The following is a 25,931-nucleotide window of genomic DNA, read 5'->3' as shown; positions in this document are numbered from 1 at the left end:
AGAACGCGTGTCCATCCTTGCCGAAGCATTCCTCAAGAACCGGGCCGAGCAACTGCCAGCCGACGTCTCGGACCAGTTCATCGTTCCGCCATTCTTCAACCGCATCAGCATCTTCGCCGACACTAAATCGGTGCGCATCTTGGGTGGCCGAGGCTGCGGCAAGACGATGTTCATCCGCCATTTCTGCCACAGCACTACCTTCAGTCCGAAGAAGCTGGGGATCGACGACTCCGCACTGGAGAGCGTTGGGCTGTACCTTCGCCCCGATACCGGCTTCTGCTCTCTCATGACGTCCTCTTGGTTAGGCCCTGAACAGTCCCGGCTGGCGTTCTCGCACTACGTCACTCTCCAACTGCTGGCGGAGGCCTATCAGGCACTCTTGAACATCGCGTCTGCCGACCTTGCAGCCGGCCCATTGGATGTGATGTCTCAGCGGATCAGCCCTGCGCTCGCGCTGCAGTTCAACCAGCAGGTCTCAACCGTGAGTGAGCTTGGCACCTTTGTCGACTTGAGACTCAGCGAGCTCGACCTTTGGGTCCGCAATCCAAGAAGCTACGCGCAGCCAATGTTTCTGTCGTTCGCCACAGTGCTGCCCAGGCTTGCCGAAGATCTGGCGCGGTCATCGCCCCGCCTGAAAGCTCTGTCCTTCCGAGCATTCATCGACGAGTTCGAGAATCTCGTTGAAGTGCAACGCATGGTCATCTGCGACTCCATCAAGCACCCCCACCTGCGCCTGGCCGTCCACATCGCGCATAAGCGCGGAGCAGTGACAGACTTCAAGACGAGCAGCGACGAGCGAATTGTCGAGATGCACGACCTGCGAAAGATCGACCTCGAAGAGCTGCTGTCTTCAGTCACAGAGTTCGAGTTGCTCGCTGCCGAGTTGTTTTTGCTGCGGCTGTACCTCAAGGGAGTGAGTTTCGACTGCCCAGCCTTCGTTCCGCAAAAGCTCTACGATCGCAAGGACCTGTCCTATCGACTGACCAGTGACTACCGGACCAAGGTGGTCGGCCGTGTGCGCGAGCTTCTTCCTCGCCTTACCTCCACGGACATCGCGCGTGAGGTACTCCGCGACGATCCGCTGAAGCGCCGTCTGATCGAGATGATCGACAAGGGGCTGGGCAGACATGGGCTCAAGAAGGAGTACACGGGTGCGTCACTGGTCGATGCTGCCAAGCCCAGGGCGAGTGTCGTGCTCGGTGCCCTCGTGAACCGTGCGAGCGATCCCTCGGCCGCGTTGCATGCCTTTATTGAACTCAAGGATGACAAGGGCGACGGTCCAGGTGATCCGTTCTACAAGGTTGGGGGATGGGTGGACAACAACCTCTATGGGTGTCTCTTCCACCTCTACGCAGGCCTGCCGCAGCGCGAAAATCTGCTCTACGCTGGCTTTGATCGTTTCTGCCAACTCGCCCGCCCCAGCCTGCGTTACTTCCAGGAGCTGTGCCATGTGACGCTCTTGCTCGAGTTTGAGAATTCAGATCGCAATGACATTGAGCCCGTGAGCTACAAGCAGCAAGCCCAAGCAGCCCGCCAGGTCTCGGATGCAATGTTCGAAGACGTGCCTCAACTGGGCTTGCATGGAGAAAGGCTGCGCGAGATGGTGCGCCGCCTAGGTGCGATCTTTGAAGCTCTCAACCGAAGGCCGAGCCAGAGCGAGCCCGAGGTCAATCACTTCTCGATCGACCATGCGGACAAGGAAGGGCTGAGCGAGGACGCCTTGTTGGTGCTCAAGGAGGCCCGGACCTGGTCGGTGCTCTATGAAGAGCCTGATACCAAGAACAAGCGCGACTACGACGTGGCCCAGTCCGACTGGGTTCTCAACCGCATCTTCGCACCTCGCTTTGGTGTGAGCTACCGCAAGCGAAGAAAGCTCACTCTCAAGGCCACGCAGGTCAACACCATCCTGTCTCAGTCATCGCTGGCGTTTGAGTCGCTGCTGAAGGAGCTGGTCGAGCCCGAGCGTACCGCCCAGAGCAGTACCGGACAACTCTTCTGATGGCAGCCATGAGATTCATTCGACAGGATGTGGTGGATGCCGCCGACCTTGCGCAAGCGGCTGGCACCCTCGACATGGCATTCTTTGGCCGCGAAGATCTGGATGACCGCAGCAGATTCTCTGTGCCGCATACACGAGCTCTAGCGCGCATGTCAGCAATGGTTCAGTACAATCCCAAGAGCTTTGAACTTACCGTGGGCGGCGAGGTTTTCCGAGCCGATGATTTGCAAGACTTGCCGCGCAAGTTTCCTGCAACGAGCATTACCATCGACGCAACCACGATGGAGTTTCCAGAGATTGCGCTGATCCTTCTCGCGTACCGGCGGTTGACCTTCACCTCGGCACGCTGCGTGTTCATCTATACAGAACCCACCGAGTACGTGCGCCGGCCGCCACAAGAGGCGGCTGTACCTGGCAGCGCGTTCGACCTCACGTCAACCTTTCGGGCCAAGAACGCAATACCCGCCTTCACGCCCATGCTCTCTGGAGGGAGCAAAGCCCATCTGGTGGCATTCCTTGGATTTGAAGGGGCGCGCCTGTCCAGAGTCCTCAGCGAAGATGACGGACACTTCTATACCGATGTCACCGTCGTATTCGGCATTCCGCCGTTTCAGGCCACCTGGGACATGCACGCCCTGCTGGCCAACACTCGGCTCATTGAGCAGCACAGCCCTTCGGTACGATTCAGCGGTGCGAACAATCCTCGGAGTGCCTTCATGCTACTGCAGGAGGTTCACCGTGGCCTTGCCGGCAGCCATTGCAACCGTCTGGCAGTAGCGCCGTTCGGGACCAAGCCAGCGGCAATCGGCGCCGCGCTTTACTGCGTGGAACGGGAGACCATGCGGGCTGTTTACGACCATCCAGAGCGCAAGACCGGCCGCACCCGTGGCGTCCATCGAACCCACTGGTTTGAGGTGACGTGAAGATCAGGCTGGCACAGGCATGGCCATCAGCGAGGAGACCGTCAGGTGCTTGGCGCACGATCCGAGCGCTGCTTGGCACCTCCAAGCCTTTCCATCCTCGCTGCTCATCCAGTCAAACGTCGTCGTGCGCGCACTTTCCGGGACAATGATGCGATAGACCGCCTCGGTGAATGCGCGCTGCCCCTTGACGACGATGGCGGTGCGGTCAATGCAACGGGATCCGACTCGTGAGACCAAGATATGCCCAGCAGTCGCCATCTGAAACTCACGACGCACACCGCGGCCAAACGACACGTCACCCCCACCCCGGGGAAAGTCCGTGGTGTGAAAGTGCTCTAGCTCCATTGCCTCGAACTCATGGCGGGAGCGGCTGCCCCGACAGATGCTGGCGCCAAGCTGAGCCAAAGTGGTGAAGTCGTTGCGCCGAGTGAGCGCTTGGTTGAAATCCAGGAACTCGTAATGGGCAAGGTCCAGACGATGGATCGCGGCCTCACGGGTCAACTGTCTGGTCTGAGTGATCTGAAATTCGGGCCCTGCCAGACGGCCGGAGACCACTCGTGCCCCTCCCTTGGCGCCAAAGCGGGCGATCAACAGGAACGACTGCACTTCGGCACGTTTGTCGAACGTCTTGTGCGGCAACTCGTAGCATTCCACCTCAGAAGCGGAATCGATCAAGGTCTCCCGGAACGATGCGAGCGCCGGATCTTGCACGATAGGGGCTGCGACGATGAAGGCAGCCTCCCCTGGCCGCTTGAGCCGCGACAGCGACTCGAGCATGAAGTACAGATCTAGTCGGGCCCAGCCATTGACGACGCGCGCATCCGGATAGAGGGAGTACAGACGCTCGATCGAGGCGGTCGAGAGCTGCTCTACCCCGAACGGAGGATTGCCCACGACGCAGGAGAAACGCCGATCCCCTAGAAACGACTGCAACGCTTGGGGTTGGAGCGCATCTGCCTGGAACAATTCGACTGGGGGGCTGCAAGGTGACAGTGCGGCCAGTCGCTGGTCGTACTCCACGCCCACGAAGTGGTCGATCGATCGCGATGCAAGGCAAGCCTCCAGCAGACGTCCTGAACCGGATCCGAGTTCCAGCCAATCTCCGGCATCGGTCTGAAGACTGCCGGCTAGGCGAGCGGCAAGCATGGGCGGCGTAAGAATCTGGCCGCGGCGTGTTCTAGTGGAGCGAGTGACTCTGTATCTCATCGTGTGAACCCTTGGAGCTCCCTTGCTCGTCATGGCCCAAAGCGATGAGCCGTACTGCACCAATCTTAGGCGCTCGGGGCAGCTATCTCAGCAAAACCGTGCGGCAAGTGCTCATGGAGCTATCTTGACTATTTGCATTTTGATTTGCATAATTTTATGCAAGATGACAAAGGAACGCAAGTCAAAAAAAGAGGCCGAAGCACTCGGAATCTATCTTCAGAGGGTGCGAAAAGACTGCGGAATCACACTGAAGGAACTAGAAAAAGCAACCTCGGTCAATGCCGGCCAGATATCCAGATTCGAGGCTGGACACTTCATTTTTGTTTCGGAAAATTTGCAAAATATAATGAGTTTTTTGCAAAATACTCAAGCACCTCGTGAACGCCATCCCCAGCTTTTGAATCGCTTTGCAGCGTTACTGGATCGCTCTCCTCGGCACATGGCCGCGGCAACGGCGCTCATCACCGCGCTGGAAAGTCTGTAGTAGCGGTCCCTTGGACTCTGGGTGCGCGCGGAAATTTGGGGATCTTCGCTGCACAGCAGTCATTCCACATCCAGCATCGAAGGTTTGCTTTCGCTGCGGAGCAGTCGTCACACCAGCTTGACGACGTACCATTCCGGGTTGTCTAGATTCTGCGAACGTGATCTGACTCAGTCATTTCTTCGCTGCCTTCAAAAAGGAGCCGCAGAAGCTAGCATCAGTGAGCCACATTCAGCTTCAAACGCTCGGAATGCGAATGAGTGTATGCCTCTCCATCACGATGCTTCAGGACGATCGTCAGAATCAGCCACTTGTCATCGAAGGTCTTGACTCCGTCGACAGGGATCAATGCAGTCACTGTCGGCACTTGCTTGGTTAGACCTGGCCCAGACTGGTATGAAAACGGCACCAATGCCGATGATCGTGATGTGTTCCAGCGGCCATTTTCATTGCCTGCCAGCTCAATCTTGTAGCCAATCACATCGACCAATTCCGCATACTTCTTCGGCTGCCACATCACATGTTGATCCAAGCGTACCGTCAAGAATGGACCACTCTTGGCAACAGTCCCGGTCGCGGTTGAGTTCAATTTGAATGTGTCCGGTGGCGATGTGAACGACATCGTTTGCTGAGCTGCAGCCCCTGTCGCACTTGCAGCGAACATCAATCCAACAATCCAACTTCGCATACTCCCTCCTTTTGGAATTGGCATGCTACTCGCCCCTATCCGTGAGTCCCTCTGCAAAGAACTTTTCGACAATTGATAAAAGCATTTGCCGCCGATCCCAATTTGGGACTAAAATGCATAAATGCGTGTTGTAGCACTCCCCATCCTGCGTAAATTCTGGCAAGCCAACCCGGATGCAGAGCAGCATTTGAAGGCGTGGTACGACGAGGCTTTGAATGCGCAATGGACGCAGCCTGCAGACATCAAGGCCCAGTACAGAAGCGCAAGCATCCTCAAGAATCGCAGGGTGGTTTTCAACATCAAAGGCAACGACTACCGGCTCATCGTCGCCATCGCCTACAACCTGCAGATCATTTATGTGAAGTTCATCGGCACGCACAAGGAATACGACGCGATCGATGCCGAAACCGTAGAAGTGGACTGATGTTCATGGAGGAAATCATGCAAATTCATCCTATTCGCACCCCCAAAGATTACGCCGCGATGCTCAAGGAGGTGTCCAAACTGGTGGACCTCGACCCCATGCCCGATACGACCGACGGTGAGCGACTGGATGTGTTGACCACGCTCGTCGAAGCCTATGAGCGCAAGCATTTTCCCATCGAAGCACCTGATCCTATTGAAGCGATCAAGTTTCGCATGGAGCAACAAGGGCTTGAGGTGCAAGACCTTGTCCCCATGATTGGCCAGAAGAATCGCGTCTATGAAGTCTTGGCCCGCAAACGGCCGCTTTCCCTGTCGATGATTCGCAAACTGCACATCGGGCTTGGCATCCCTGCAGAAGCCCTCATTCGTGAGCCCGCACCTGCATCAACCTTTGCGTGAACCGCCGCGACAACACTGCAGTATCTGAACGTGGATTCCAGCAAGCACTCGTTGAAAGATCTGGTCGAAGAAATCGGCCAACGCTTCATCATCGACAGTTGCGTCACAAGCATCGACTCCGCCGACATCCTTGCGTGGCTGATGCGTTGTGCTGGCAACGACTCGGGTGGTGCATACGCGTTTGCTCATGAGGCAGTTCGGCGACTGCGCTCCGACAACGGCGGTGTCTACGTGATGGATATCTACGAGGGTTTCAAAAACAACGCTCCGCCGAACTACACGATCCTCACTTGATGCACTGCTGCCCCAGCAAATAGGCCGAGCTCGAACAGCGCTGATCAAAAGAATGAGTCACGTCGGCTGAAGACCATCTGTTGAGACATGTTCCCCGGCTCTGAACGCATCGGCTCGTTTCACAAGACTGTTCATCTCGGCTGCTGCATTGATGGTCATTGGATGTGGCGTGAATCCGGGCCGGGGAGATATGAAGTCAGCCATTTCACGCGCAAGGCCAAGCTGATGCTCGGGCACTTGCGCAAGCAGCGCGATCACTATGTTTTCGAGTGCAATCACACGGATACGAAGCTGCACCAGTTCTGCATCTTTCAGGGGCGGACTGAGATCCGATCCCGTTTCGTCCGACGAGGCCGATAGCACGGCTGAACTCTCCTCGATCCAATCACTTTCTGGTTTCGACGAAGGTATTCGCCGTCGCGGTGAACGAGTTCCGGAGTCTGGTTTCTTGCCTGGCATGGCTACCTCCCGCATCGCGTTGTAGGTCCGTGAGTTTGGTCCAAGGCACATCACTCATGCAATGGACTAATCGCAAGCTTGCGCCCTCATCCGTAAATCGGCAACTTGGGATGCGTTGACGCGGACGTATCAAGCCATTTGCAGGTCCCTGCCTGCCCTCCTCCTTGCCCTGTTCCAGCAAGCCCTTTCCCGATGCGCCCCGGCTAGACGATGGACAGAGCTGTGCTGACTCCAGATGCATTGGCCTTTCTGAATCTGAACCTGCCTGAGTCTCACCGCCGTATGAGTCCCTACCGCGTGCGAGATCTTCTTCAAGCACTGCTGGGGCCGACATGGGTCTGGGCGGAGAACCCTGTGCGCAGGAGCACTTGGTTCACCCTAGCGGCTGTCCCGACCAAAAGAGCTCAAACCAACATACCGCTTCAAGGGGCACGACCATGATTGACATAACAACGCCGTGGGCCGAGCTGGAGCAACAGCCTGCCCAAGCGCCTTTGATCGAAGCAACGAAGGTACACGACCACCTTCCGGAATCAGAGCCCGACAACCACAATCCTGCGTGTTACTGCCTCTTCTAGTTCACCGTCACCTTCGCCACACGAATCAACTCCGCGTACTTTGGAACGTCGCGTGCAATGAGGCTTTGAAAGGCTGTGCTTCCCTGCTCAGCGTCCGCAGGTGCCTGTGCTGCAAGCTTCTCCAGTGATTCGCGCACCGAGGGGTCCTTGAGTGCAGCGGTCAATGCGGATTCCAGCCGTTTGACCACAGGGGCGGGCGTGCCGGCCGGTGCGGCGATGCCGTTCCATACGCTCATGTCGAATGAAGCGACACCTGCTTCGGCGAAGGTCGGCACATCGGGCATCTGTGCGAGGCGCGTCTTGCTTGCAACTGCCAGAGCACGCACACGGCCTCCTTGGTGAAGGGGGATCATGGTGACAGTCTGGTCGATGACGGCATCCACCGTACCCGCCATCAGGTCTGCGATGGCCGGGCCTGCACCGCGATACGGGATCTGCGTTCCTTCGCTGAACGTAACGTGCAGAAAGTTGGCTGCGGCGATATGGCTTGTGGAGCCTGAGCCCGCGTTGCCGAAGTTCACAGCATCCGTTTTGCCTCGCAGTTTCGTGAGCAGATCCGCCATGTTCTTCACACCGCTTGCATTGCTTACCGAGAGCACCATCGGCACCGTGGTCACCAGCCCCACAGCGACCATGTCCTTGCGCGGGTCAAAGTTGGATTTGGGGTAGAGCGATGGCGCAATGGCCAATGAGCCCATGTTGCCAAAGCTGATCGTGTAGCCATCGGGTGCCGCGCGCAGTACGCGTTGATTGCCGATCATGGTTCCGCCTCCGCCGAGGTTTTCGATGACAACGGATTGCCCCAGACTCTTGCCCATCGCGGTGGCAACAATGCGTGCCAAGCCGTCTGTCGATCCGCCAGGCGCATACGGCACGACCATGGTGATCGGTCGCGTTGGAAATTCCTGAGCCTGTGTTGTAGCCCCCACCAATGAGAAGCATGCAGCGGCCAGCCAGTATTTTTTCATTTGTCTTGTCTCCATGATTTTCTTTTTTTGAGGTCGGCAACACTCCACTCCACTTTCTTGGAAGTGGATGCGAAGTGCTTTCGATTTCGCCGCGTTCGTTCAGCGTGGCGGGCCGGGCTTCAGTTCAACGCCGGCCAGCAATTCCGACAATCGAGCGACTGCCGTGTGATCCTGTCCCTTGCCCAATGCCTTGCCCGCCGATGCCCACATTTCCTGGCACAGCGATGCAAACGGTGTGGGCGTTCCAGCGTCATTGGCCATGCCAAGCGCAATGCCCAGGTCTTTGACCATCAGATCCAGGCCGAAGCCGGAGTTGAAGCCGCGCGAAAGCACGAACTGCTTGAACTTCTTCTGCGTGGAGTTGTTCATGCCGGTGGAGGCATTAAGCACGTCGACGATCACGTTCGGATCAAGCCCGAACTGCTGGCCGATGATCATGGCCTCCACCCCGATCAGGAAGCCGCCCGCGGAGACCAGATTGTTCAAGGCCTTCATCGCATGCGCACTTCCGACTCCACCCGTGTGCGCGATGGAGGTGCCCATTGCCTGCAACACAGGGCGCACGCGTTCCAGCGTCTGCGCGGGGCCACCGAACATGATGGCCAGTTCGCCGGTTCGTGCACGGGGCACACCGCCGGATACGGGAGCATCGACCAGTTCTGCGCCCGCCGCTGCAACCTGCTGTGCAAGACGTTGCGTGTAAGCAGGTACGCCGGAGCTCATCTCGACGATGACCGAACCCGGTTTCACACCGGCCATCACACCCTGCTCGCCTTGCAGCACCGATTCGACGATGGCACTGGTCGGCAGCATGGTGACGATGACATCACTGTTCTGCGCCAATGTGCGGCAGTCCGCAGCGGCAGTGCCGCCAACTTCCTTGGCGAAGCGCTCGGCCTGCGCCTTCACGGCGTCATACACGGTGACCGTGTAACCTGCCTGCAGCAGACGGCTGGCCATCGGCCAGCCCATGCTGCCGACGCCGACAAACCCTACTCGCTGCGCGCTCATGCCTGCTTCTCCTTGAATGCGCCTTCTTCCTCAAGCACTTGGTTGGCGACCTTGAACGCGTCCAGACCCGCAGGAATGCCGCAGTACACGGTGGCATGCAACAGGATTTCCTTGATTTCCTCAGCGGTCACTCCGTTGTTGAGTGCGCCTTTTACATGCAGCTTGATTTCTGCCGGGCGGTTCAGCGCCGTGAGCATGGCCAGGTTCAGCATGCTGCGGGTCTTCTTTTCCAGACCCGGACGACCCCATGCATAGCCCCAGCACCACTCGGTCGTAATGCGCTGAAACGCCATCATGAAATCGTTGGCACGCGCAAGCGAGCCATCCACATATTCGGTGCCCAGCACCTCTCTACGCAGTTTCAGGCCTTCATCGAAGAGTTCCTGTACGGGGTTGGGATTCTGCTTGTCTGCCATGTAGATCTCCTTGGTTGATAGGTGATTTGCCCTGAGCGATTCAGTGATGCGGTGATCTTGCATCACAGTCGCCCTCGTTTTTTCGTAAGTTTGTCATACAATATTATTGACAGTCAATAAGATGGTAAGAATAATTGTTTGGCTGGTGACAACCGGCAAATACAAAACATCCAAAGGAGACAGACATGCCACACAAGAGGACAACAGGTCTGCGCACTCGCAGATCGTTCATGGTGACAACCGGCGGTGCGCTTGGCGTTGCCACTCTGGGCTTGCCGGGGCAAGTGCTGGCCGCGCCCACGGAAGTGAACATCGGCGTCATCCTTCCGCTCTCGGGTGCCAACGCGCAGTTCGGCATCAACTCGCGTCAGGGCCTTGAACTGGTGGCCGACGAGATCAATGCAGCGGGCGGCATCGCGTCGCTTGGCGGCGCAAAGATCAAGCTGGTGGTGGCCGATGCCACATCGCAACCAACTACTGCCGCCACAGTCGCCCAGCGCCTGATCACCAGCAACCGCTGTTCGGCCATCATCGGTGCGTACGCCTCGTCACTTACGCTGGCCGTGTCTGAGGTGACGGAACGTCGCGGCATTCCGCTGTTGACGATGTCTTTCTCCGACGTGCTGACCGAGCGAAATTTCAAGAACATCTTCCAGGTTGTCTCCAAAGGTTCGGTGCTGGGGCAGGCTCAGTACGACTACGCTGCAGCAGTGGTCGCGGGCGCGGACAAGATCAAGAAGATCGCCATCCTCTACGAAGACACAGCCTATGGTTCATCGCAGGCTGTCGGCGTGCGCAATGCCGCCAAGAAGGCCGGTGCGGAGATCGTGCTGGATGAGGCGTATCCGCTCGGGATCACCGACGTGACGCCGCTGATCAGCAAGCTGCGCAACTCAGATGCGCAACTGGTCTTCCCCATCTCGTATCTGAACGACAGCCTGCTCATCATCCGCGTGATGCGTCAGCAGAAGCTCACGATGCCGGTCGTCGGTGGCGCGGCAGGATATGTGATTCCAGACTTCGCCAAGGCTCTGGGTCCTCACGCACAAGCTGTTTTGTCGATCGCCCCCGCCAACTACGATCAGAAGCCGGACTACACGGAACGCTATCGCAAGCGCTTTGGCACCTTCATGCCGCACGAGGCCCTGGAACATGCAGTGTGTCTTGGCGTGCTCGCGCAGGCATTGCAGACGGCGGCGACCGATAAGCCGGAAGACATTTCCAAAGCGCTTCGCGGCCCACGTTTTGACAAAGGATGGGCGGGCGTGATGTCCGGCGGCGGCGTGCAGTTCGATGCCAACGGCCTGAACACGCTGGCGCAACCCGTGATGGTGCAATGGCAGAACAACGAGCTCGTGTCCGTCTGGCCAAAGGAACTGGCCAAGGGCAAGATCATCTCGGCCAACTGACGCAAATGAGGCTCGGACGATGCAGTTTCTACAAGCTCTCGTTGACGGCATTTTGCTGGGCGGTGTCTATGCCGTGATATCGATTGGGCTGACGCTGGTGTTCGGCGTCGTCTCCATCGTCAACTTTGCGCAGGGCGAGTTCCTGATGGTCGGCATGTATGTGGCCTACTTCGCGTGGAGACTGCTTGGTCTCGACCCGCTTGCAGGCGCTGTGCTGTCCTTCATGGTCGCATTCGCACTGGGTGTTCTGGTGCAGAAGTTCCTTATCAATCGCGTTCTTGGTGCACCCGCCGTTGCGCAGATTTTTCTCACGGTGGGCCTGCTCATCGTGATGGAAAATCTGGCGCTGATGCTGTTCGGATCGGAGTTCCGCTCAGTGCAAACGCCCTATCAGATGACGGCATTTTCCGTGGGGCCGTTGCTGCTCAGCGCGCCCTATCTGCTTGCGTTCTGCGTTGCGAGCGTGAGCGGTTTCGTGCTGTGGTGGGTGCTCAAGAAAACTTGGTGGGGCATGGCGGTGCGTGCCACCGCGCAAGACCCGATGGCAGCACGGCTCTACGGAATTTCCACGCAGCGCGTTCATCAACTGGCGTTCGGTTTGGGCGTGGGGCTCACAGCGCTTGGCGGTGGCATCATCCTGCCCTACCTCACCGCATCTCCCACAGTAGGTTCGCAGTTCAGCGTGCTCATGTTCACTGCAGTGGTTCTGGGCGGACTGGGCAGCGTGATGGGCGCGGTCGTCGGCGGCATTGCCGTAGGCGTCATCCAGTCGCTCTCATCGCTGTTCCTGCCCATGCAGCTGCAGAACCTGGTGCTGTTCGCTGTGTTCATTCTGGTGCTAGCCTTTCGTCCTGAAGGGCTTCTGAAAAAGGCTGGCTCATGACCCGTCAAACTTTGAAATGGTTGTTGCCGTTGCTGCTGGCGCTTGCGGTGCCTTGGGCGTTTGAAGATCAGGGATACGGCATCCGCGTGCTCACCTTGGTGTTGCTGTTCGCCGCGATGGGACAGGCATGGAACATCGTGGGCGGACTCGCCAATCAGATATCGCTGGGGCACGCCGCATTCTTTGGACTGGGCGCGTACACCTCCACGCTGCTGCTGATGCGCTGGGGCATCTCACCGTGGATCGGCATGATCGCCGCAATGGGAGTGGCAGCCGTCGCGGGTGGGCTACTTTCGCTGCCGACCATGCGTCTGCGCGGACACTACTTTGCACTGGCTACATTGGCGTTCGGCGAAGTGATGCGTGCCATCGCCAACACTTGGGCATCAGTGACCGGCGGGCCGGTGGGCATCTCGGTTCCGTTCTCGGAAGGAAGTTTGGCACTGATGCAGTTCAAGTCCAGCATGCCCTACTACTACCTGATGCTGGGCGCGGTCGTTGTCACGTCGCTCATCTTCTGGCTCATCAGCCGCTCGCGTCTTGGCTACCGATTGCGCGCAGTGAAGGCCAATCCGCAGGCCGCCGAAGTGATCGGGGTGAACACCGCGCTCACACGCATTCAGGCGTCCGTCATCTCTGCGGCGTTGATGGGTGCTTGCGGGACGCTGTACGCGCAATTCATCTTCTTCTTCGATCCCGACACGGTGTTCTCGCTCGTCGGCATTTCGGTGAAGGTGGCACTGGTCTGCATCATCGGTGGCGTGGGTACGGTGGCCGGTCCGCTGCTCGGCGCATTGGTGATGATTCCTCTGGAAGAGCTGTTCAATGAATGGCTTTCGGGACGTACCGCTGGCGCATCGCAACTCGCGTATGGCGTGATTCTCATCGCCATCATCCTCATCGAACCACGTGGTTTGTCCGTTCTGTGGTTCCGCGTTCGAGACATGCTGAAAGGTAACCATGCCTGAAGAAATACTCAAGGTGCGTGGCGTCAGTCGCCATTTCGGCGGCCTCAAGGCGGTGGACGACGCGAGCTTCAGCGTGGCGCGTGGCGACATCCTCGGGCTCATCGGTCCCAATGGGGCGGGCAAGACTACCTTGTTCAATCTGCTGGTGGGACTGTACAAGCCAAGCCAAGGCGATATCCAGTTGGAGGGGGAGTCGATAGCGGGATGGTCTCCGCACCGGATCGCCTCGCGCGGCATGACCAAGACGTTCCAGAACGTCGCGCTCTTCCCGGAAATGACTGTGCTGGAGAACGTGCTGGTAGGTGGCGTGATGCGGCTCGATGTGCCCAGCGCACGCGAACTTGCGCGGCAGAATCTGGCGCGCGTGGGCCTGTCCGCGATTGAGAACAAGTTGGCTGGCGATCTGTCGTTTCCCGAGCAGGCACGGGTGGAACTGGCGCGCGCACTGTGCACGGGCCCCAAGGTATTCCTGCTCGACGAAGTGATGGCTGCACTCAACGAAACCGAGATGGACGAGATGCTGGACCTCATCCGCCAATTGCGCGACGAATCGGCCATCACCTTCATCGTGGTGGAGCACCATATGCGCGCCATCATGCGTCTGTGCAACCGTATTCTGGTGCTGTCCTTCGGCAAGAAGATCGCGGAGGGAACCCCTGCTGAAATCGCCGCCAACCCCATCGTGATCGAGGCCTATCTCGGCAAATCGCTTGAACATGTGGAGATTCCCACATGAGTCTCTTGAACATCGATGGACTGACTGCACGCTACGACCGCAGCCCCGTGCTCGACAACGTCTCGCTCGAGGTGGCTGAAGGCGGATTCGTCGCGGTGGTGGGTGCGAACACCGCTGGCAAAAGTACGCTGCTGCGGTGCATATCCGGCCTGCTTGGCAAGACCAGTGGCAGCATCCGCTTTGCCGACACGGAGATCTTGAAACTTCCCGCCCATCAGGTGCCCGCGCTCGGCATCGCGCATGTCCCCGAAGGTCGACATGTGTTTGCAGAAATGAGTGTTGAAGAAAACCTCTGGCTCGGTGCCTACACCCGAAGAAGGGAAAGGGCCGCACTCAGCGAAGACTGCGAGCGCGTCTACACGCTGTTCCCCAGACTCAAGGAACGGCGCAATCAGGCCTCAGGCACCTTGTCGGGCGGCGAGCAACAGATGGTGGCCTTTGGCCGCGCGCTCATGCTGCGCCCGCGCCTGCTGCTGCTTGATGAGCCAAGCCACGGCCTTGCCCCCAAGGTGGTGGAGGAAATGCACGAGGCGATGGTCAACATCCACCGCACAGGTCTGACGATTTTGCTGGTGGAGCAGAACACCCGTCTGGCACTTTCGGTGGCTCAGCAGGCCTACGTGCTGCAATCGGGACGCGTGGTGCTTTCAGGCGAAAGCAGCGCACTGCTCAACGATGAGCGCGTGCGCGCCGCCTACCTGGGAATGTGACCATGCACAGTCAGCGAGATAATCTCGGGTTTCCTGATAAGCGATCGCGCGCGACATGCCGGCTCAGAAGCGGGCATGCTGCAGCGGTTGCAAGCTGAACGAACGACCGAGGTTTTCATGGCAAGCCCTTCCGACTCCATCTTTGAAAAGCCGAGCACCCTGCGCTCGCGCGTCGAAGATTTCCTGCGCACCAGCATCATGCAAGGCCGTCTCAGAGGCGGTGAAAGGCTGCGCGAACAGGAGCTGTGTGATCAACTGAATATCAGTCGCCCTACACTCAGAGAGGCATTGCGCACGCTGGAGGCCGAACGGCTCATCACCATTGAGCCACATCGCGGCCCTACCGTCGTTCGCATCACGGAGAAGGCGGCAAAGGACCTGTACGCGCTGCGCGCACTGCTCGAGGGTTTCGCCGCACACGAGTTCGCGCGCCTTGCAAGCGATGCCGACATCGAACGCCTGCGCCTGACCGTGCTCGCGCTGCATGAACATGCTGCGGCCAATGAACAGGCTGCATTGCTGTCCGCCAAGCGCGAGTTCTATGGCGTGCTGCTTGCAGGCTGCGACAACGATCTGATCAGCGACATGCTTCCTGGCCTGCTCTCGCGCATCAACCTGCTGCGCGCCACCTCGTTCTCCAGCCCCGCGCGCCTGCCTCAAAGCCTGTCGGAAATCGATTTCATCTTCGAGCGCATCAAGGCACGCGATGCAGAAGGTGCACGAGACGCCGCACGCGACCACATCGTCAACGCGGAACGAGCCGCGCTGGACGTGCTGAAACAACAAAAACTGGAGGCAGACGAACGTGAACCAGATACACGAGCGGCTTCAGGCCGGGGCAGCAAGGGCGCAACGGGATAGGGAATTCCAGGTCGCCACGCGGCGACTGCCAGTTCCGATTGCAATGCAGTCGGGCAACGACCCGGCCAGCCGCATCGCCATCCACCAGCCGGATACTCCGCTGCAGGAGGCTGGCATTCTGTTGAGTGCTCCAGGCAATTGCTGGGAACACTTTCTGGCGGCAGCGCCGCCACCCAATTTCCAATCATTCACCGCAGCGATGCGCTTCGTCGATGTGTTTGAAGTCATCGGCGAACCACTGCACATCGCCCAAGCGCTGCATGCGCTGGAGCGCTTCTTCGAGATACTTCGCGGGCAGATAGACACCCCGCATCACCACATCGATCGCTCTGCCATTCAGGGCAGATACATCAAAGTCCCATTGAATGGCGAGCCCACGACACTGTATGTGGAAGAGTCAGGCGTGGGAGCACCACTCGTCATGCTCCACACCGCCGGAGCGGATTCGCGGCAGTACCACGGCCTGATGGCGGATTCTGCACTTCAATCGCGTTGGAGGATGATCGCATTCGATATGCCGGGTCATGGACGCAGCCCACCATCACCAGGCGGTGCGTGGACCGCGCCACTCCTCCAACGTGACTACTACCTGAGCATCTGCAACGCAGTCATCCAGCATTGCGCACGCGCGCGCAGCGTGCTGCTCGGTTGCTCGATGGGCGCAGCCATGGCGCTGTACACCGCAGCGCGCAATCCCGAGAACGTGGCGGGCGTCGTAGCCCTGGAAGCACCTTGGAAGGCCACCGGACGGCTCAGCCCCATGCTATGCAATCCACAGGTGAATCAGGCCGCACACAACCCAGCCTACGTGCGCGGGCTCATGGCGCCTCAGTCGCCACTAGGCATGCGACGCGAAGCCGCGTGGATCTATTCGCAAGGCGGCTTCGGCATGTATGAAGCCGACCTGCACTTCTACAGCGAAGACTTCGACGCCCCCGTGCATCTCGCGGGATTGGACACATCGCAGTTCGAAGTGAGCCTGTTCACAGGCGCATACGACTACTCCGCGAGACCTGAAGATTCTCAACGCGTAGCCGCGCTCATTCCCGGCGCGCGCTATACAACCATGCCCGACATGGGGCATTTCCCGATGATCGAAAACCCATGGCGGCTGCTGGACTACCTGCGCCCCGAACTCCAACGCATGGAGCCCCAACGATGATGCTTCCTCAATACGAAATCTACGCCCTGCGCTACGCGACGGTGGATCGCCAGCGTCACGAGAACTTCATCACCCCGCCTGATCCGCACGATGGCCCCATGCCGATGGATTACTACGTCTGGCTGCTTCGCGACGGCAAGCGTCATTTTCTGGTCGATACGGGCTTCAATGAAGCTGCGGCGCGAGAACGCCGCCGCCAGTTCCTGCGCTGCCCCATCGAGGCACTGAGTGTCTTCGGCCTTGCACCACCGGACATCAACGACGTCATCATCACCCATCTGCACTACGACCACGCAGGCAACATCCGCCGCCTGCCGCATGCGCGCATTCATCTGCAGGAAAGTGAAATGCATTACGCCTGCGGCTGCAACATGCGCTTTGATCTGCTGCGTCACGCCTATGCCGTGGAAGACGTGGTGGACGTGCTGCGCGGCGTACATGACAAGCGCGTGAATTTCTGCCACGGCAATGAGGAGATCGCGCCAGGCCTTCAGGTGCTCCATATCGGCGGACACACCCAAGGCCTGCAATCCGTACGCGTACACACCGCACGCGGCTGGGTCGTGCTGGCATCCGACGCAAGCCACTACTACGACAACATGCAGAACGATGCACCGTTCCCCATCGTCTTCAATGTGGCCGACATGCTGACGGGATACGAAACGTTGATGCGATTCGCGGAGTCCCCCGAGCATGTGATTCCAGGGCACGACCCCGCAGTGCTGGCGCGCTACCCCAAGGTGAACGGACAGGACATCGTCGCCCTTCACCTGCCACCCACCCGTTGATTCAGTCAGCGATTGCGCTGTCTTCCCTGCATCACGACCACGTTGCGCTCCAGCGCGGTCGCACGGAATGCACCATCGCCCCAGACATCCACACGCAATTGCTCGCCCGGAAAGACGGGAGCGGAAAAGCGCATGAACACGCTGTCGAAATCTCCTTCCGACGATTTTCCCAACGTGCGCGACACCGCATGATTCACCATGGCGAACGTACACAGCCCGTGCAGAATCGGCCGCTCATATCCCGCCTTCTTTGCCACCGCGGGATCACTGTGCAATGGGTTGCGGTCACCGTTCTGTCGGTAGAGCAAGGCCTGATCCGTTCGCGTACTGATCGTGCAGCTCGCCTGGGGCAGCGAATCTGGGAAGGGCTCCACCATCCGTGCCTGCGTGGGGGCACCAGCCATCCCTCCATCGCCGCGCAACACATGGGTGGCGGCAGTCGTCGCCAGCAGTTGCCCAGTGCCGGCATCGCGCAGCTCTTTTTCCGAGTAGAGCAACAGCCCCTTCTCGCCCTTGTCCACCGCCTCCACCACACGCGTCTTGCCAATGACTTCGCCTTCCGCCGGTATGGCTGCAAGCAGAGTCACCGACTGCTCACCGTGCAGCAGTCTGGTGACATCCGCGTCAATCCCCGGCGTTCTGAGCCAGAAGCCGGGATAGCCGAGCACAACGGCCATCGACGGCAGCACATGCGGCCCATACTGCTCATCGACATAATGCAGCCCCAGCTCATCAAGTGGGTTCTGCGCGACGCCAACGGACAGCGCATACAGAATCGAATCACGCTGTGAATAGCGCTGGCGCACTTCGGGGATGTCGTAGTCCAGCAGCTCCTGATAACTCAAACGCATGAATTTTCTCCCTCGCTTCTAAGTGAAGCAGTTGCTTGGGTCAGATCGGATCCCAACTCATCACATCGGGCGAGCGCTCCAGTGGATAGAAATGCTTCTTCATCGCGGGAATCGCCACTTCGGCGATCCGCTCGGGGGTCCAACCGTCGCTGTAGTGCACCGAGCGCAATGGGCGTGGCTGGCTCATCAGCATGATCTCGTTGGCGCGTACCGCGAAAATCTGCGCAGTCACTTCGCTCGCCGCATCCGACAGCAGATACACAGCCATTGGCGCGATCTTTCCGGCCTCCATCTTCTTGAGCTTCTCCACACGATCAAGCTGCTGCGGCGTATCGGTTGGAATCGAACTCGTCATGCGGCTCCACGCCGATGGCGCGATGCAGTTGGAGCGCACGTTGTAGCGCCCCATGTCGAGCGCAATCATCTTTGACAACGCAACGATACCCAGCTTGGCCGCACCATAATTGGCCTGACCGAAATTGCCGATAAGCCCCGACGTCGAAGTCATATGCACGAACGCCCCCGACTCCTGTTCGCGGAAATGTGTAGCGGCCGCACGGCTCACGAAGAACGTACCATCCAGATGCACTGCGATCACCGCACGCCACTCGTCCTCGCTCATCTTGTGAAAGGAGCGATCCCGCAGATTGCCTGCGTTGTTCACCACGCCGTCAATCCTGCCGAAACTGTCGACCGCGCATTCGATGATGGCGTTGGCTGATTTCGATTCCGCAACTGAGTCGTGGCTGGCCACAGCCTCACCACCTGCATCGCGAATTTCCTTCACCACCGCTTGCGCTGGTGTCAATACGCTTGCGCCGCGCTCAAGCGCATCTCCGTGCAGGGACACCCCAATGTCATTCACCACGACCTTGGCACCTGCTGCCGCCATCTGCAGAGCGATCTCGCGGCCAATGCCGCCTCCCGCGCCCGTCACAACGACCACCTTGCCGTCCATCATGCCTTGCATACTTGCTCCTTTTGATTCGATTTGCCCGACTCGCGCGCGCCAAACATCGCGGCCGGTCCATTCATGAAAGTCACATGGCCTGCAGCTTGGCCGCCTTCACGACCTTGCTCCACTTGTCCGTTTCCGCGCGAATGAAGCGATCGAACTCGGCCGGCGTTTCCGGCGTTGGGACTGCGCCTTGCTCCGAAATCTTCTGCTGCACCTCCGGCGATTTCAGAATCTCGACGATGGCGTGATTCAGCTTTTCAACGATCGGTTGCGGCGTCTTCGCTGGAGCCCACAGGCCAAACCAGGACATCACTTCGTAGCCGGGAACACCTGCTTCCGACAACGTCGGCGCATCAGGCAACTGGGACACACGTGTTGATGAAGTCACGCCCAACGCCTTCAGCTTGCCCGCCTTCACATGCGGCAGCGACGACGGCATGTTGTCGAAGATCATCGTGATCTGATTGCCGAGCAGGTCCGCAACCGCAGGCGAGCTTCCCTTGTAGGGCACATGCACCATGTCCACCTGCGCCATCATCTTGAACAGCTCACCCGACAATTGCAGCGTGCTGCCATGCCCGGAAGAACCGAACGTCAACTTGCCGGGATTCGCTTTCGCGTAGTCGATCATCTCCTTCACGTTGTTGAAAGGCGAAGCCGGATTCACCACCAGCACATTCGGCACCATCGCCGTGCGCGTGATGGGAGCGAAGTCCTTCAGGGCGTCGTACGGCATGCTGGCGTACAGACTGGGGTTGATGGCGTGCGTGCCGATCGTGCCCATGACCAGCGTATAGCCATCGGGTGTGCTACGCGCCACCTGGGCACTGCCAATGTTGCCGCCAGCACCCAACTTGTTGTCCACCACCACGGCCACTTTCCAACGCTCGGTGAGCTTCTGACCTATCAAGCGCGCCAGGATATCGGTTGTGCCGCCCGCTGAAAACGGCACCATGATGGTTATGGGCTTGCTCGGAAAGCTGCTCGCATCCTCCGCCATTGCAGAGGGCACCACACCACCCAGCAGCATCGCCGCCGTCGCGGCCATCACGAACTTGCGCCGTGATGGTGCCCCACTGCATTCGGTTTGCCATTCGTTCTTCATTGCTTGTCTCCTTTTGGTTTTGAATGTCGCGTTGAAATGAAGGCCAGTCAGCTCAACTCCACCAGTGCCTGCCCTTCCTGAACTTCGTCGCCCTCCTTCACCAGCCACTTGGCAATGAGGCCACTGGCTTCACTCTCCACGGGGATTTCCATCTTCATCGATTCGATCTTCACGACCTCGTCTCCCGTCTTGACCGCATCGCCCTCATTCACCACGCATTGCACGACACGTCCAGACACCGTTGCACAAATCGCTTTCATACCGTCTCCTTTGCTTCCACTGTGGGATTGATGGATGTCTGCGCCTGCTCCGCAAGAGCCGCCTGCAGGCCATCCACCGTCATTGCCGCATCGCCAAATCGAGCGCTGCCGAGAACGCGTTCGATCATGGGAATGTTGGTCTTGATGCCTTCAATGCGCGTCGCCGCCAGGGCACTCCTCAAACGCAAAGCGGCCTCGTCGCGCGTGCGCCCATGCGCGATCAGCTTGGACACCATCGGGTCGTAGTGGCTGGTCACCGCATTCCCCTGTGCGTAGCCGGTCTCCACGCGAATCCCCGGCACGTTGTCTGGAAACTGGAATACCTTCAACATACCCGGCGAAGGAAAGAACCGCACTGGGTCTTCCGCATAAATGCGAGCCTCGATCGCGTGCCCGTTCAGCGCCGGGCGCACTGGCATCACTTCCGCCAAACGCTCCCCTGCAGCCAATCTGATCTGCGCCTGCACGATATCGGTTCCTGTCACTGCCTCGGTCACGGCGTGCTCCACCTGAAGGCGCGTGTTGACTTCAAGAAACGAGAACCCGCTTTCTGGCGTGTAAAGCATCTCCACCGTACCGATAACGTCATAGCCCACGTTGGCCAGCATCCGCTCCAACTGCTCGCCCATGTTCTGCAAAACGGCGCGATCCAATCTCGGTGCGGGTGATTCCTCGATCACCTTCTGGTAACGGCGCTGGGTCGAGCAATCACGCTCGAACAAGGACATTACATGCCCATGACGGTCCGCTAGAAACTGGAATTCGATATGGCGGGGCGCCTGAACAAAGCGCTCCAGATACAGCGACGGATCACTGAACGCCTTTTCCGCCAACGCGCTTGCGCGCAGCCATGCGCCATCCAGCTCATCGGACGAATGAACGGGAAACATGCCGATCCCACCATCGCCACCCGCAGGCTTTATCAACACAGGAAATCCAAGTTGTCTTGCGGCTGTGTGTACCGCCTGCATATCGTTGGCGGGCAACACTGCAGAGCTGCCGCCCAACGCCAACCCCATGCGGCCCATGAAGTCACGCGCTCGCGCCTTGTGCCCCAGCAGTTCAATCCATTTGGGCGAAGGTCCGATAAAGCAATGACCCGCCTCTTCAACGCACTGCGCGAACGCGGCGTTCTCCGACAAAAATCCATAGCCAGGATGCAGCGCATCCGCACCTGACCGCCGCATGCAGTCCAGCAATGCGCCTTGATCCAGATAACTCTGCTTTGCAGGTGCTGGACCGATGCAGTAGGACTCGGCCGCCTGCTCCACATAGGGCAGTTGCGCATCCGCCTCGGAGTACACAACGACGGGCTTCAACCCCAGCCCCTGCACTGCTCGAACAATGCGAGCGGCTGCGGCGCCGCGATTGGCGATCAACACCTTCCTGATCGATTTGGACTTGCGCGCTGCGGTCATGGTCGATACCCCACCCGTGTTTCGCCAGGCTCTCGCAGCGGTGCAGACAGACGTGCGAACTCCTCCAGTCGCACACGCGTCTGCGCCGGATCGATGATGTCCTCAATCACGAATGCCTCTGCGCTGCGAAATGGCGAGGTCAGGCTTCGCACGCGTTCTTCAATCTCGGCACGCTTGGCTTCCGGGTCCTCGGCCGCTTCGATCTCGGAGCGATACGCCACCTCGAGCCCTCCTTCGATCGGCAGCGATCCCCATTGCGCGGACGGCCACGCGTAACGGAAATTGAAGCGGCTCGAGTTCTGGTGGCTTCCTCCTGCCACACCAAACGCACGGCGCACGATGAGCGAGAACCACGGAACGGTGGCTTGCGACACTGCCGTGAGCGCGCGCACTCCTGCGCGCATGACGCCGTCTTTTTCCGCATCCAGCCCGATCTGGAATCCAGCGATGTCCACCATGTTCACCACTGGCAGATGGAAGTGCTCTGCCAGATCCACCAGACGCACAAATTTGTCTGCCGTCTGGCGATCCCAGCCGCCGCCATAGAAATATGGATTGCTCGCAGCAAACACCACGGGCCAGCCGTCGATGCGCGCGAGACCACCGATGATGGCTTTTCCCCAATGGCGCCCGATCTCGAACACACTTCCCTTGTCGAACAGCGTCTCGACAATCGGCTTGATCTTGTAGACCTTGCGTGGATCCTTGGGGATCGCATCGCGCAGCCATTGCTGATCCGCCACTTCCACGGGATTCTTTGATTGCTCGGCCACTTCGTACACCGACGAAGGCAGATAGCTCAGAAAACGTCGCGCCACCTCGAACGCCTGCGCCTCCGACTCCACCTCGTCATCCACCACGCCATTGCGCGCATGGACCTGGCTGCCACCCAGCTCATTCTTTGTGAGATCCTGGCCGATCTTGGCGACCACCGGAGGTCCAGCGATGAACAGTTGCGACGTGTCCTTCACCATCAGCGAGTAGTGACTTCCCGCCACACGCGCCGCCCCCTGTCCGGCTACAGAGCCGAGCGCGAGTGACACAACGGGAACACGGCTCAGATTGCGTGCCACGTAGGGCCAAATCTTCATCTTTGGCAGCAACGCATGGCCCATCTTCTCAATGTTCTTGACAGAGCCGCCACCACCCGTTCCGTCCACCAATCGCACCATCGGAATGCGCAGGTCGTATGCCATCTGTTCGGCGAAGATCATCTTGTCGCCAACGGCTCCGTCGTTCGCACCGCCGCGCACGGTGAAATCATCACCGATGACCACCACGGGGCGCTCATTGATCTTGGCGCGCCCCAACACCACGTTCGAGGGCACAACCGTCTTCAGTCGCCCATGCTCGTCATACTCACCCGAGCCAGCCAGGCCGCCGACCTCAACGAATGAGCTCCTGTCCACCAACTGCTCGACACGTTCGCGCACAGTGAGCTTTCCGTTACGGTGCTGACGCTCGATCTTTTCCGGTCCACCCATTGCTTGCGAGAACGCCTTGCGCTGCTCCAGTTCTGCAAGTTCTTCACTCCAATTCATGCTGGCTCCTGATGTTGTTTCCTGGGATGTCTGCATTGCCCGCTTCCGTCATGAACGCAATACCGCGCATGTGGCTGCGCGCTTCAAGGGAACGCCAGTGCGCTCCTGCAACTCTTCAAAGCTGATTCCTTCAACCAGGCCTCGCACTTCGAGGCGATCAGGCAGCACGTCGATTACGGCAAGGTCTGTATAGATGCGGTCAACGACGCGCGCACCCGTCAGTGGATAGGTGCATTGCTGCACGATCTTGGGTGATCCATCCTTGTCCTGGTGCTGCATCATCACAAAGATCTTTCGCGCACCAGCCACCAGATCCATCGCACCGCCCACGGCGGGAATCGAGTCCGCCTGGCCTGTATCCCAGTTCGCCAGATCACCTGTCGCCGATACCTGAAACGCACCCAGCACGGTGAGGTCAAGATGCCCACCGCGCATCATGCAGAACGACACCACGTGATCGGTGATCGACGATCCAGGCACCAACATCACCGGTTCCTTGGTTGCGTTCATGAGGTCGGGATCGGCACTCTCGCCCTGTTCCAGACCACGCAATCCAAGGATGCCGTTCTCACTGTGAAGAATGACACCACGCGTGGGATCGAGATAGTCCGCAACCAAGGTTGGCATGCCGATTCCGAGGTTCACATAGGAATTGATGTCGATGTCGGCGGCCACGAGTTGCGCCATGCGCTCGCGAGACAACTTATGCACGCTCATCACGCACCTCCACCACACGTTGAACGAAGATGCCTGGCGTCATCACATGCTCTGGCGGGAGGCTGCCAACGGGCACTACCTCACCCACCTCCACCACCGTCATGCGCGCCGCCATGCACATCACAGGGCCGAAATTGCGGCTCGCGTAGCGGTACATCAGGTTGCCCTGCGCATCCGCCTTCTGCGCACATACGAATGCCACATCACCGTGCAGCGGCTGCTCCAGAACGAACCCGCGTCCATTGAACTCGCGCGACTCCTTGCCTTCTGCAAGTCGGGTGCCGAAGGAGGTAGGTGTGTAGAACGGGCCAATGCCCGCCCCTGCTGCGCGCAGGCGTTCCGCCAACGTTCCTTGCGGAACTACCTCCAGCTCGATCTTTCCCGCCCTGTACCAATCAGCAAACGCCTCTGCATTGGGCTTCTTGGGATTGGAGGAACGAGCAAACGAACAGATCATCTTGCGCACGCGTCCCGCACGAATCAACTGGCTCAAACCAGCTTCTCCGTTGCCCGCGTTGTTGTTCACCACCGTAAGATCACGCGCACCCTTCGCCAGCAATGCCTGCAGTAATTGCGTTGGAACGCCCGAAGGCCCGAAGCCTCCGATCAGCACCGTCGCGCCATCCTCGATTCCCGCCACCGCCTCTTCGAGCGTCGGCATCACCTTGTTCAACATCTCGTCTCCATGCACCGATTGGAAAAACGTCCGGCCCCACTGCGCGCAGGGAAAGTCACGGCAAGGTGATTCCCGCCTTGTCCACCACCTTCTGCCATTGCCCGACTTCCTTGTTGACGTAGCGTTGGAAGTCCTCGGGCGAGCTGCCGCTCACCACGCCGCTCCAGTCGAAAATCTGCCTCTTCACATCGTCCTGTTTGAGAATTTCCGCTACTTCGGACTGCAGCCACTTCACCTGTTCAGCCGATGTTCTTGCGGGATAGAACAAGCCGAACCAGGCAACGACGTTGAAGCCATTCATGCCCGCTTCGGCCATCGTGGGCACATCGGGCAATGCGGGAACGCGCTGTGCACTGGTGACCGCCAATGCGCGCAGCTTTCCGGCAAGGATGTGCGGCTGGGATACAGCCACGTTGTCAAACATCATCTGCACCTGTCCCGCCAGCAGATCGGCCACCGCAGGCGCATTGCCTTTATAGGGAACAGTGATCACATCTATGCCTGTCTCCAAGCGGAACAACTCGGCAGTCATGTGCGTGGATTGCCCAACGCCCGAGTTGGCGAGTGCCAGAGTGCCTGGCTTGTCCTTGGCCAACTGGATCAGCCCCTTGACATCCCTCGCTGGAACTGCGGGGTTGACCACCAGTACATTTGGCACCGCAAACACTTCGGTGACGGGAGCGAAATTCTGCGGTCCGTAGTTGAGCTTCTTGTTGAGCGAATAGTTGATGGCATTCGATCCCACATTGCCCATCAGCACCGTGCACCCATCGGCCTTGGCGTGCGCCACGCTGGATGCGCCAATGGTTCCACCGCCTCCGGCTTTGTTGTCCACGACGATCGGCATGTTGCTGCGCCGAGTGAGATGGTTGGCGATCAACCGGCCAATCAGATCGGTCGTGCCACCCGGAGCCGCCGGAACCACCATGCGCAGCCCAGTGGTTGCACACAGTGGTGCGGTCTGCGCATGTACCGAGAACATGGTCGTCATCAGCAAAGCTGCACCAAACGCGCTCCTGCAAAGAGTCGTCTTCATGCCT

General features: G+C 59.1%; 29 protein-coding genes. 14 read left to right on the top strand and 15 right to left on the bottom strand.

The annotated features are described in order from the left end of the window. The first annotated feature begins 7 nt into the window (after nucleotides 1–7). Nucleotides 8–1,999, top strand: a complete 1,992-nt coding sequence (locus G7048_RS27305; protein WP_166071630.1) for a hypothetical protein — start codon at nucleotides 8–10, stop codon at nucleotides 1,997–1,999. Beyond that, on the top strand, nucleotides 1,999–2,922 hold the full coding sequence (locus G7048_RS27300) for a hypothetical protein (protein WP_166071629.1): 924 nt from the start codon (nucleotides 1,999–2,001) through the stop codon (nucleotides 2,920–2,922). Before G7048_RS27305 ends, G7048_RS27300 begins: the two co-directional genes overlap by 1 nt. A 3-nt stretch (nucleotides 2,923–2,925) precedes the next feature. Here G7048_RS27300 and G7048_RS27295 read toward each other — a convergent pair whose 3' ends face one another. Next, nucleotides 2,926–4,068 (bottom strand): Eco57I restriction-modification methylase domain-containing protein, encoded by a 1,143-nt coding sequence (locus G7048_RS27295; RefSeq protein ID WP_166071628.1) that lies wholly within the window; start codon nucleotides 4,066–4,068, stop codon nucleotides 2,926–2,928. A gap of 91 nt (nucleotides 4,069–4,159) precedes the next feature. Here G7048_RS27295 and G7048_RS27290 point away from each other — a divergent pair, with 91 nt between their 5' ends. Then, nucleotides 4,160–4,612: a helix-turn-helix transcriptional regulator gene (locus G7048_RS27290; RefSeq protein ID WP_166071626.1), complete on the top strand. Its 453-nt coding sequence runs from the start codon at nucleotides 4,160–4,162 to the stop codon at nucleotides 4,610–4,612. A gap of 214 nt (nucleotides 4,613–4,826) precedes the next feature. Here the strand turns inward: G7048_RS27290 and G7048_RS27285 are convergent, their stop codons facing one another. Next, the gene (locus G7048_RS27285; protein ID WP_166071625.1) at nucleotides 4,827–5,321 is read right to left on the bottom strand and encodes a hypothetical protein; all 495 of its coding nucleotides are present in this window, start codon (nucleotides 5,319–5,321) and stop codon (nucleotides 4,827–4,829) included. 97 nt (nucleotides 5,322–5,418) lie between these two features. Here G7048_RS27285 and G7048_RS27280 point away from each other — a divergent pair, with 97 nt between their 5' ends. The 3 genes from G7048_RS27280 to G7048_RS27270 are packed head-to-tail and all read left to right on the top strand — an operon-like array spanning nucleotide 5,419 to nucleotide 6,416. Next, nucleotides 5,419–5,721, top strand: a complete 303-nt coding sequence (locus G7048_RS27280; protein WP_166071624.1) for a type II toxin-antitoxin system HigB family toxin — start codon at nucleotides 5,419–5,421, stop codon at nucleotides 5,719–5,721. A gap of 17 nt (nucleotides 5,722–5,738) precedes the next feature. Next, entirely contained in the window at nucleotides 5,739–6,122 is a 384-nt protein-coding gene (locus G7048_RS27275) for a type II toxin-antitoxin system HigA family antitoxin (RefSeq protein WP_166071849.1), read from the top strand. 30 nt (nucleotides 6,123–6,152) lie between these two features. Next, nucleotides 6,153–6,416 (top strand): hypothetical protein, encoded by a 264-nt coding sequence (locus tag G7048_RS27270; RefSeq protein WP_166071623.1) that lies wholly within the window; start codon nucleotides 6,153–6,155, stop codon nucleotides 6,414–6,416. Between the two features lie 57 nt (nucleotides 6,417–6,473). Here G7048_RS27270 and G7048_RS27265 read toward each other — a convergent pair whose 3' ends face one another. The 4 genes from G7048_RS27265 to G7048_RS27250 form a co-directional block, all read right to left on the bottom strand. Further along, on the bottom strand, nucleotides 6,474–6,875 hold the full coding sequence (locus G7048_RS27265; RefSeq protein ID WP_166071622.1) for a hypothetical protein: 402 nt from the start codon (nucleotides 6,873–6,875) through the stop codon (nucleotides 6,474–6,476). 574 nt (nucleotides 6,876–7,449) lie between these two features. Then, entirely contained in the window at nucleotides 7,450–8,421 is a 972-nt protein-coding gene (locus G7048_RS27260; protein WP_166071621.1) for a tripartite tricarboxylate transporter substrate binding protein, read from the bottom strand. A 99-nt stretch (nucleotides 8,422–8,520) separates the two neighbouring features. Then, a complete protein-coding gene (locus G7048_RS27255; protein ID WP_166071620.1) occupies nucleotides 8,521–9,432 on the bottom strand; it encodes an NAD(P)-dependent oxidoreductase in 912 nt (303 codons plus the stop codon). Continuing rightward, the gene (locus G7048_RS27250) at nucleotides 9,429–9,848 is read right to left on the bottom strand and encodes a carboxymuconolactone decarboxylase family protein (protein WP_166071619.1); all 420 of its coding nucleotides are present in this window, start codon (nucleotides 9,846–9,848) and stop codon (nucleotides 9,429–9,431) included. Before G7048_RS27250 ends, G7048_RS27255 begins: the two co-directional genes overlap by 4 nt. Before the next feature lie 185 nt (nucleotides 9,849–10,033). Between G7048_RS27250 and G7048_RS27245 the strand changes: the two genes are divergently transcribed. The 8 genes from G7048_RS27245 to G7048_RS27210 all read left to right on the top strand — a co-directional run bounded on the left by G7048_RS27245 (nucleotide 10,034) and on the right by G7048_RS27210 (nucleotide 17,365). Continuing rightward, nucleotides 10,034–11,257, top strand: coding sequence for an ABC transporter substrate-binding protein (locus G7048_RS27245; RefSeq protein WP_240933383.1), 1,224 nt, complete (start codon nucleotides 10,034–10,036; stop codon nucleotides 11,255–11,257). A 19-nt stretch (nucleotides 11,258–11,276) separates the two neighbouring features. Next, nucleotides 11,277–12,140 (top strand): branched-chain amino acid ABC transporter permease, encoded by an 864-nt coding sequence (locus G7048_RS27240; RefSeq protein WP_166071618.1) that lies wholly within the window; start codon nucleotides 11,277–11,279, stop codon nucleotides 12,138–12,140. After that, a complete protein-coding gene (locus tag G7048_RS27235) occupies nucleotides 12,137–13,108 on the top strand; it encodes a branched-chain amino acid ABC transporter permease (protein ID WP_166071617.1) in 972 nt (323 codons plus the stop codon). Before G7048_RS27240 ends, G7048_RS27235 begins: the two co-directional genes overlap by 4 nt. Continuing rightward, nucleotides 13,101–13,844: an ABC transporter ATP-binding protein gene (locus tag G7048_RS27230; RefSeq protein WP_166071616.1), complete on the top strand. Its 744-nt coding sequence runs from the start codon at nucleotides 13,101–13,103 to the stop codon at nucleotides 13,842–13,844. Before G7048_RS27235 ends, G7048_RS27230 begins: the two co-directional genes overlap by 8 nt. Beyond that, nucleotides 13,841–14,554, top strand: coding sequence for an ABC transporter ATP-binding protein (locus G7048_RS27225; protein ID WP_166071615.1), 714 nt, complete (start codon nucleotides 13,841–13,843; stop codon nucleotides 14,552–14,554). The genes G7048_RS27230 and G7048_RS27225 overlap by 4 nt, the downstream gene beginning before the upstream one ends. Nucleotides 14,555–14,671: 117 nt before the next feature. After that, nucleotides 14,672–15,415, top strand: a complete 744-nt coding sequence (locus tag G7048_RS27220) for a GntR family transcriptional regulator (protein ID WP_166071614.1) — start codon at nucleotides 14,672–14,674, stop codon at nucleotides 15,413–15,415. Further along, nucleotides 15,360–16,577, top strand: a complete 1,218-nt coding sequence (locus G7048_RS27215; protein WP_166071613.1) for an alpha/beta fold hydrolase — start codon at nucleotides 15,360–15,362, stop codon at nucleotides 16,575–16,577. The genes G7048_RS27220 and G7048_RS27215 overlap by 56 nt, the downstream gene beginning before the upstream one ends. Then, nucleotides 16,574–17,365 carry an N-acyl homoserine lactonase family protein gene (locus G7048_RS27210; RefSeq protein ID WP_166071611.1) on the top strand — a complete coding sequence of 264 codons (792 nt, stop codon included), beginning with the start codon at nucleotides 16,574–16,576 and terminating at the stop codon, nucleotides 17,363–17,365. Before G7048_RS27215 ends, G7048_RS27210 begins: the two co-directional genes overlap by 4 nt. Nucleotides 17,366–17,370: 5 nt before the next feature. Here G7048_RS27210 and G7048_RS27205 read toward each other — a convergent pair whose 3' ends face one another. The 9 genes from G7048_RS27205 to G7048_RS27165 all read right to left on the bottom strand — a co-directional run bounded on the left by G7048_RS27205 (nucleotide 17,371) and on the right by G7048_RS27165 (nucleotide 25,927). Further along, complete coding sequence (locus G7048_RS27205) at nucleotides 17,371–18,216, bottom strand: MaoC/PaaZ C-terminal domain-containing protein (RefSeq protein ID WP_166071610.1); 846 nt, start codon at nucleotides 18,214–18,216, stop codon at nucleotides 17,371–17,373. Nucleotides 18,217–18,256: 40 nt separating this feature from the next. Continuing rightward, entirely contained in the window at nucleotides 18,257–19,186 is a 930-nt protein-coding gene (locus G7048_RS27200; RefSeq protein WP_166071609.1) for an SDR family NAD(P)-dependent oxidoreductase, read from the bottom strand. Nucleotides 19,187–19,256: 70 nt separating this feature from the next. Further along, nucleotides 19,257–20,279, bottom strand: coding sequence for a tripartite tricarboxylate transporter substrate binding protein (locus tag G7048_RS27195; RefSeq protein WP_166071608.1), 1,023 nt, complete (start codon nucleotides 20,277–20,279; stop codon nucleotides 19,257–19,259). Nucleotides 20,280–20,326: 47 nt separating this feature from the next. After that, entirely contained in the window at nucleotides 20,327–20,539 is a 213-nt protein-coding gene (locus tag G7048_RS27190; protein WP_166071607.1) for an acetyl-CoA carboxylase biotin carboxyl carrier protein subunit, read from the bottom strand. Next, nucleotides 20,536–21,957 (bottom strand): acetyl/propionyl/methylcrotonyl-CoA carboxylase subunit alpha, encoded by a 1,422-nt coding sequence (locus G7048_RS27185; RefSeq protein ID WP_166071606.1) that lies wholly within the window; start codon nucleotides 21,955–21,957, stop codon nucleotides 20,536–20,538. The genes G7048_RS27190 and G7048_RS27185 overlap by 4 nt, the downstream gene beginning before the upstream one ends. Next, nucleotides 21,954–23,498, bottom strand: coding sequence for an acyl-CoA carboxylase subunit beta (locus tag G7048_RS27180; protein WP_166071605.1), 1,545 nt, complete (start codon nucleotides 23,496–23,498; stop codon nucleotides 21,954–21,956). The genes G7048_RS27185 and G7048_RS27180 overlap by 4 nt, the downstream gene beginning before the upstream one ends. Nucleotides 23,499–23,546: 48 nt before the next feature. Continuing rightward, nucleotides 23,547–24,215: a 3-oxoacid CoA-transferase subunit B gene (locus G7048_RS27175; protein ID WP_166071604.1), complete on the bottom strand. Its 669-nt coding sequence runs from the start codon at nucleotides 24,213–24,215 to the stop codon at nucleotides 23,547–23,549. Next, nucleotides 24,202–24,891, bottom strand: a complete 690-nt coding sequence (locus G7048_RS27170; RefSeq protein WP_166071603.1) for a 3-oxoacid CoA-transferase subunit A — start codon at nucleotides 24,889–24,891, stop codon at nucleotides 24,202–24,204. The genes G7048_RS27175 and G7048_RS27170 overlap by 14 nt, the downstream gene beginning before the upstream one ends. 55 nt (nucleotides 24,892–24,946) lie before the next feature. Further along, nucleotides 24,947–25,927: a tripartite tricarboxylate transporter substrate binding protein gene (locus G7048_RS27165; protein ID WP_240933382.1), complete on the bottom strand. Its 981-nt coding sequence runs from the start codon at nucleotides 25,925–25,927 to the stop codon at nucleotides 24,947–24,949. Nucleotides 25,928–25,931 lie beyond the last annotated feature (4 nt).

The sequence above is a fragment of the Diaphorobacter sp. HDW4B genome (assembly GCF_011305535.1).
Lineage (GTDB): Bacteria > Pseudomonadota > Gammaproteobacteria > Burkholderiales > Burkholderiaceae_C > Diaphorobacter_A.
Note: the sequence above shows the minus strand (reverse complement) of the source record. Positions and strands in the feature narration are given on the sequence as shown.

Coding starts and splice junctions, on each gene's coding strand:
- G7048_RS27255 (WP_166071620.1), bottom strand. CDS start 9,432: ATGAGCGCGCAGCGAGTAGGGTTTGTCGGCGTCGGCAGCATGGGCTGG.
- G7048_RS27195 (WP_166071608.1), bottom strand. CDS start 20,279: ATGAAGAACGAATGGCAAACCGAATGCAGTGGGGCACCATCACGGCGC.
- G7048_RS27170 (WP_166071603.1), bottom strand. CDS start 24,891: ATGTTGAACAAGGTGATGCCGACGCTCGAAGAGGCGGTGGCGGGAATC.
- G7048_RS27200 (WP_166071609.1), bottom strand. CDS start 19,186: ATGCAAGGCATGATGGACGGCAAGGTGGTCGTTGTGACGGGCGCGGGA.
- G7048_RS27300 (WP_166071629.1), top strand. CDS start 1,999: ATGGCAGCCATGAGATTCATTCGACAGGATGTGGTGGATGCCGCCGAC.
- G7048_RS27280 (WP_166071624.1), top strand. CDS start 5,419: ATGCGTGTTGTAGCACTCCCCATCCTGCGTAAATTCTGGCAAGCCAAC.
- G7048_RS27260 (WP_166071621.1), bottom strand. CDS start 8,421: ATGAAAAAATACTGGCTGGCCGCTGCATGCTTCTCATTGGTGGGGGCT.
- G7048_RS27180 (WP_166071605.1), bottom strand. CDS start 23,498: ATGAATTGGAGTGAAGAACTTGCAGAACTGGAGCAGCGCAAGGCGTTC.
- G7048_RS27250 (WP_166071619.1), bottom strand. CDS start 9,848: ATGGCAGACAAGCAGAATCCCAACCCCGTACAGGAACTCTTCGATGAA.
- G7048_RS27245 (WP_240933383.1), top strand. CDS start 10,034: ATGCCACACAAGAGGACAACAGGTCTGCGCACTCGCAGATCGTTCATG.
- G7048_RS27230 (WP_166071616.1), top strand. CDS start 13,101: ATGCCTGAAGAAATACTCAAGGTGCGTGGCGTCAGTCGCCATTTCGGC.
- G7048_RS27205 (WP_166071610.1), bottom strand. CDS start 18,216: ATGCGTTTGAGTTATCAGGAGCTGCTGGACTACGACATCCCCGAAGTG.
- G7048_RS27290 (WP_166071626.1), top strand. CDS start 4,160: ATGGCCCAAAGCGATGAGCCGTACTGCACCAATCTTAGGCGCTCGGGG.
- G7048_RS27185 (WP_166071606.1), bottom strand. CDS start 21,957: ATGACCGCAGCGCGCAAGTCCAAATCGATCAGGAAGGTGTTGATCGCC.
- G7048_RS27165 (WP_240933382.1), bottom strand. CDS start 25,927: ATGAAGACGACTCTTTGCAGGAGCGCGTTTGGTGCAGCTTTGCTGATG.
- G7048_RS27285 (WP_166071625.1), bottom strand. CDS start 5,321: ATGCCAATTCCAAAAGGAGGGAGTATGCGAAGTTGGATTGTTGGATTG.
- G7048_RS27220 (WP_166071614.1), top strand. CDS start 14,672: ATGGCAAGCCCTTCCGACTCCATCTTTGAAAAGCCGAGCACCCTGCGC.
- G7048_RS27265 (WP_166071622.1), bottom strand. CDS start 6,875: ATGCCAGGCAAGAAACCAGACTCCGGAACTCGTTCACCGCGACGGCGA.
- G7048_RS27235 (WP_166071617.1), top strand. CDS start 12,137: ATGACCCGTCAAACTTTGAAATGGTTGTTGCCGTTGCTGCTGGCGCTT.
- G7048_RS27210 (WP_166071611.1), top strand. CDS start 16,574: ATGATGCTTCCTCAATACGAAATCTACGCCCTGCGCTACGCGACGGTG.
- G7048_RS27225 (WP_166071615.1), top strand. CDS start 13,841: ATGAGTCTCTTGAACATCGATGGACTGACTGCACGCTACGACCGCAGC.
- G7048_RS27240 (WP_166071618.1), top strand. CDS start 11,277: ATGCAGTTTCTACAAGCTCTCGTTGACGGCATTTTGCTGGGCGGTGTC.
- G7048_RS27190 (WP_166071607.1), bottom strand. CDS start 20,539: ATGAAAGCGATTTGTGCAACGGTGTCTGGACGTGTCGTGCAATGCGTG.
- G7048_RS27275 (WP_166071849.1), top strand. CDS start 5,739: ATGCAAATTCATCCTATTCGCACCCCCAAAGATTACGCCGCGATGCTC.
- G7048_RS27295 (WP_166071628.1), bottom strand. CDS start 4,068: ATGCTTGCCGCTCGCCTAGCCGGCAGTCTTCAGACCGATGCCGGAGAT.
- G7048_RS27175 (WP_166071604.1), bottom strand. CDS start 24,215: ATGAGCGTGCATAAGTTGTCTCGCGAGCGCATGGCGCAACTCGTGGCC.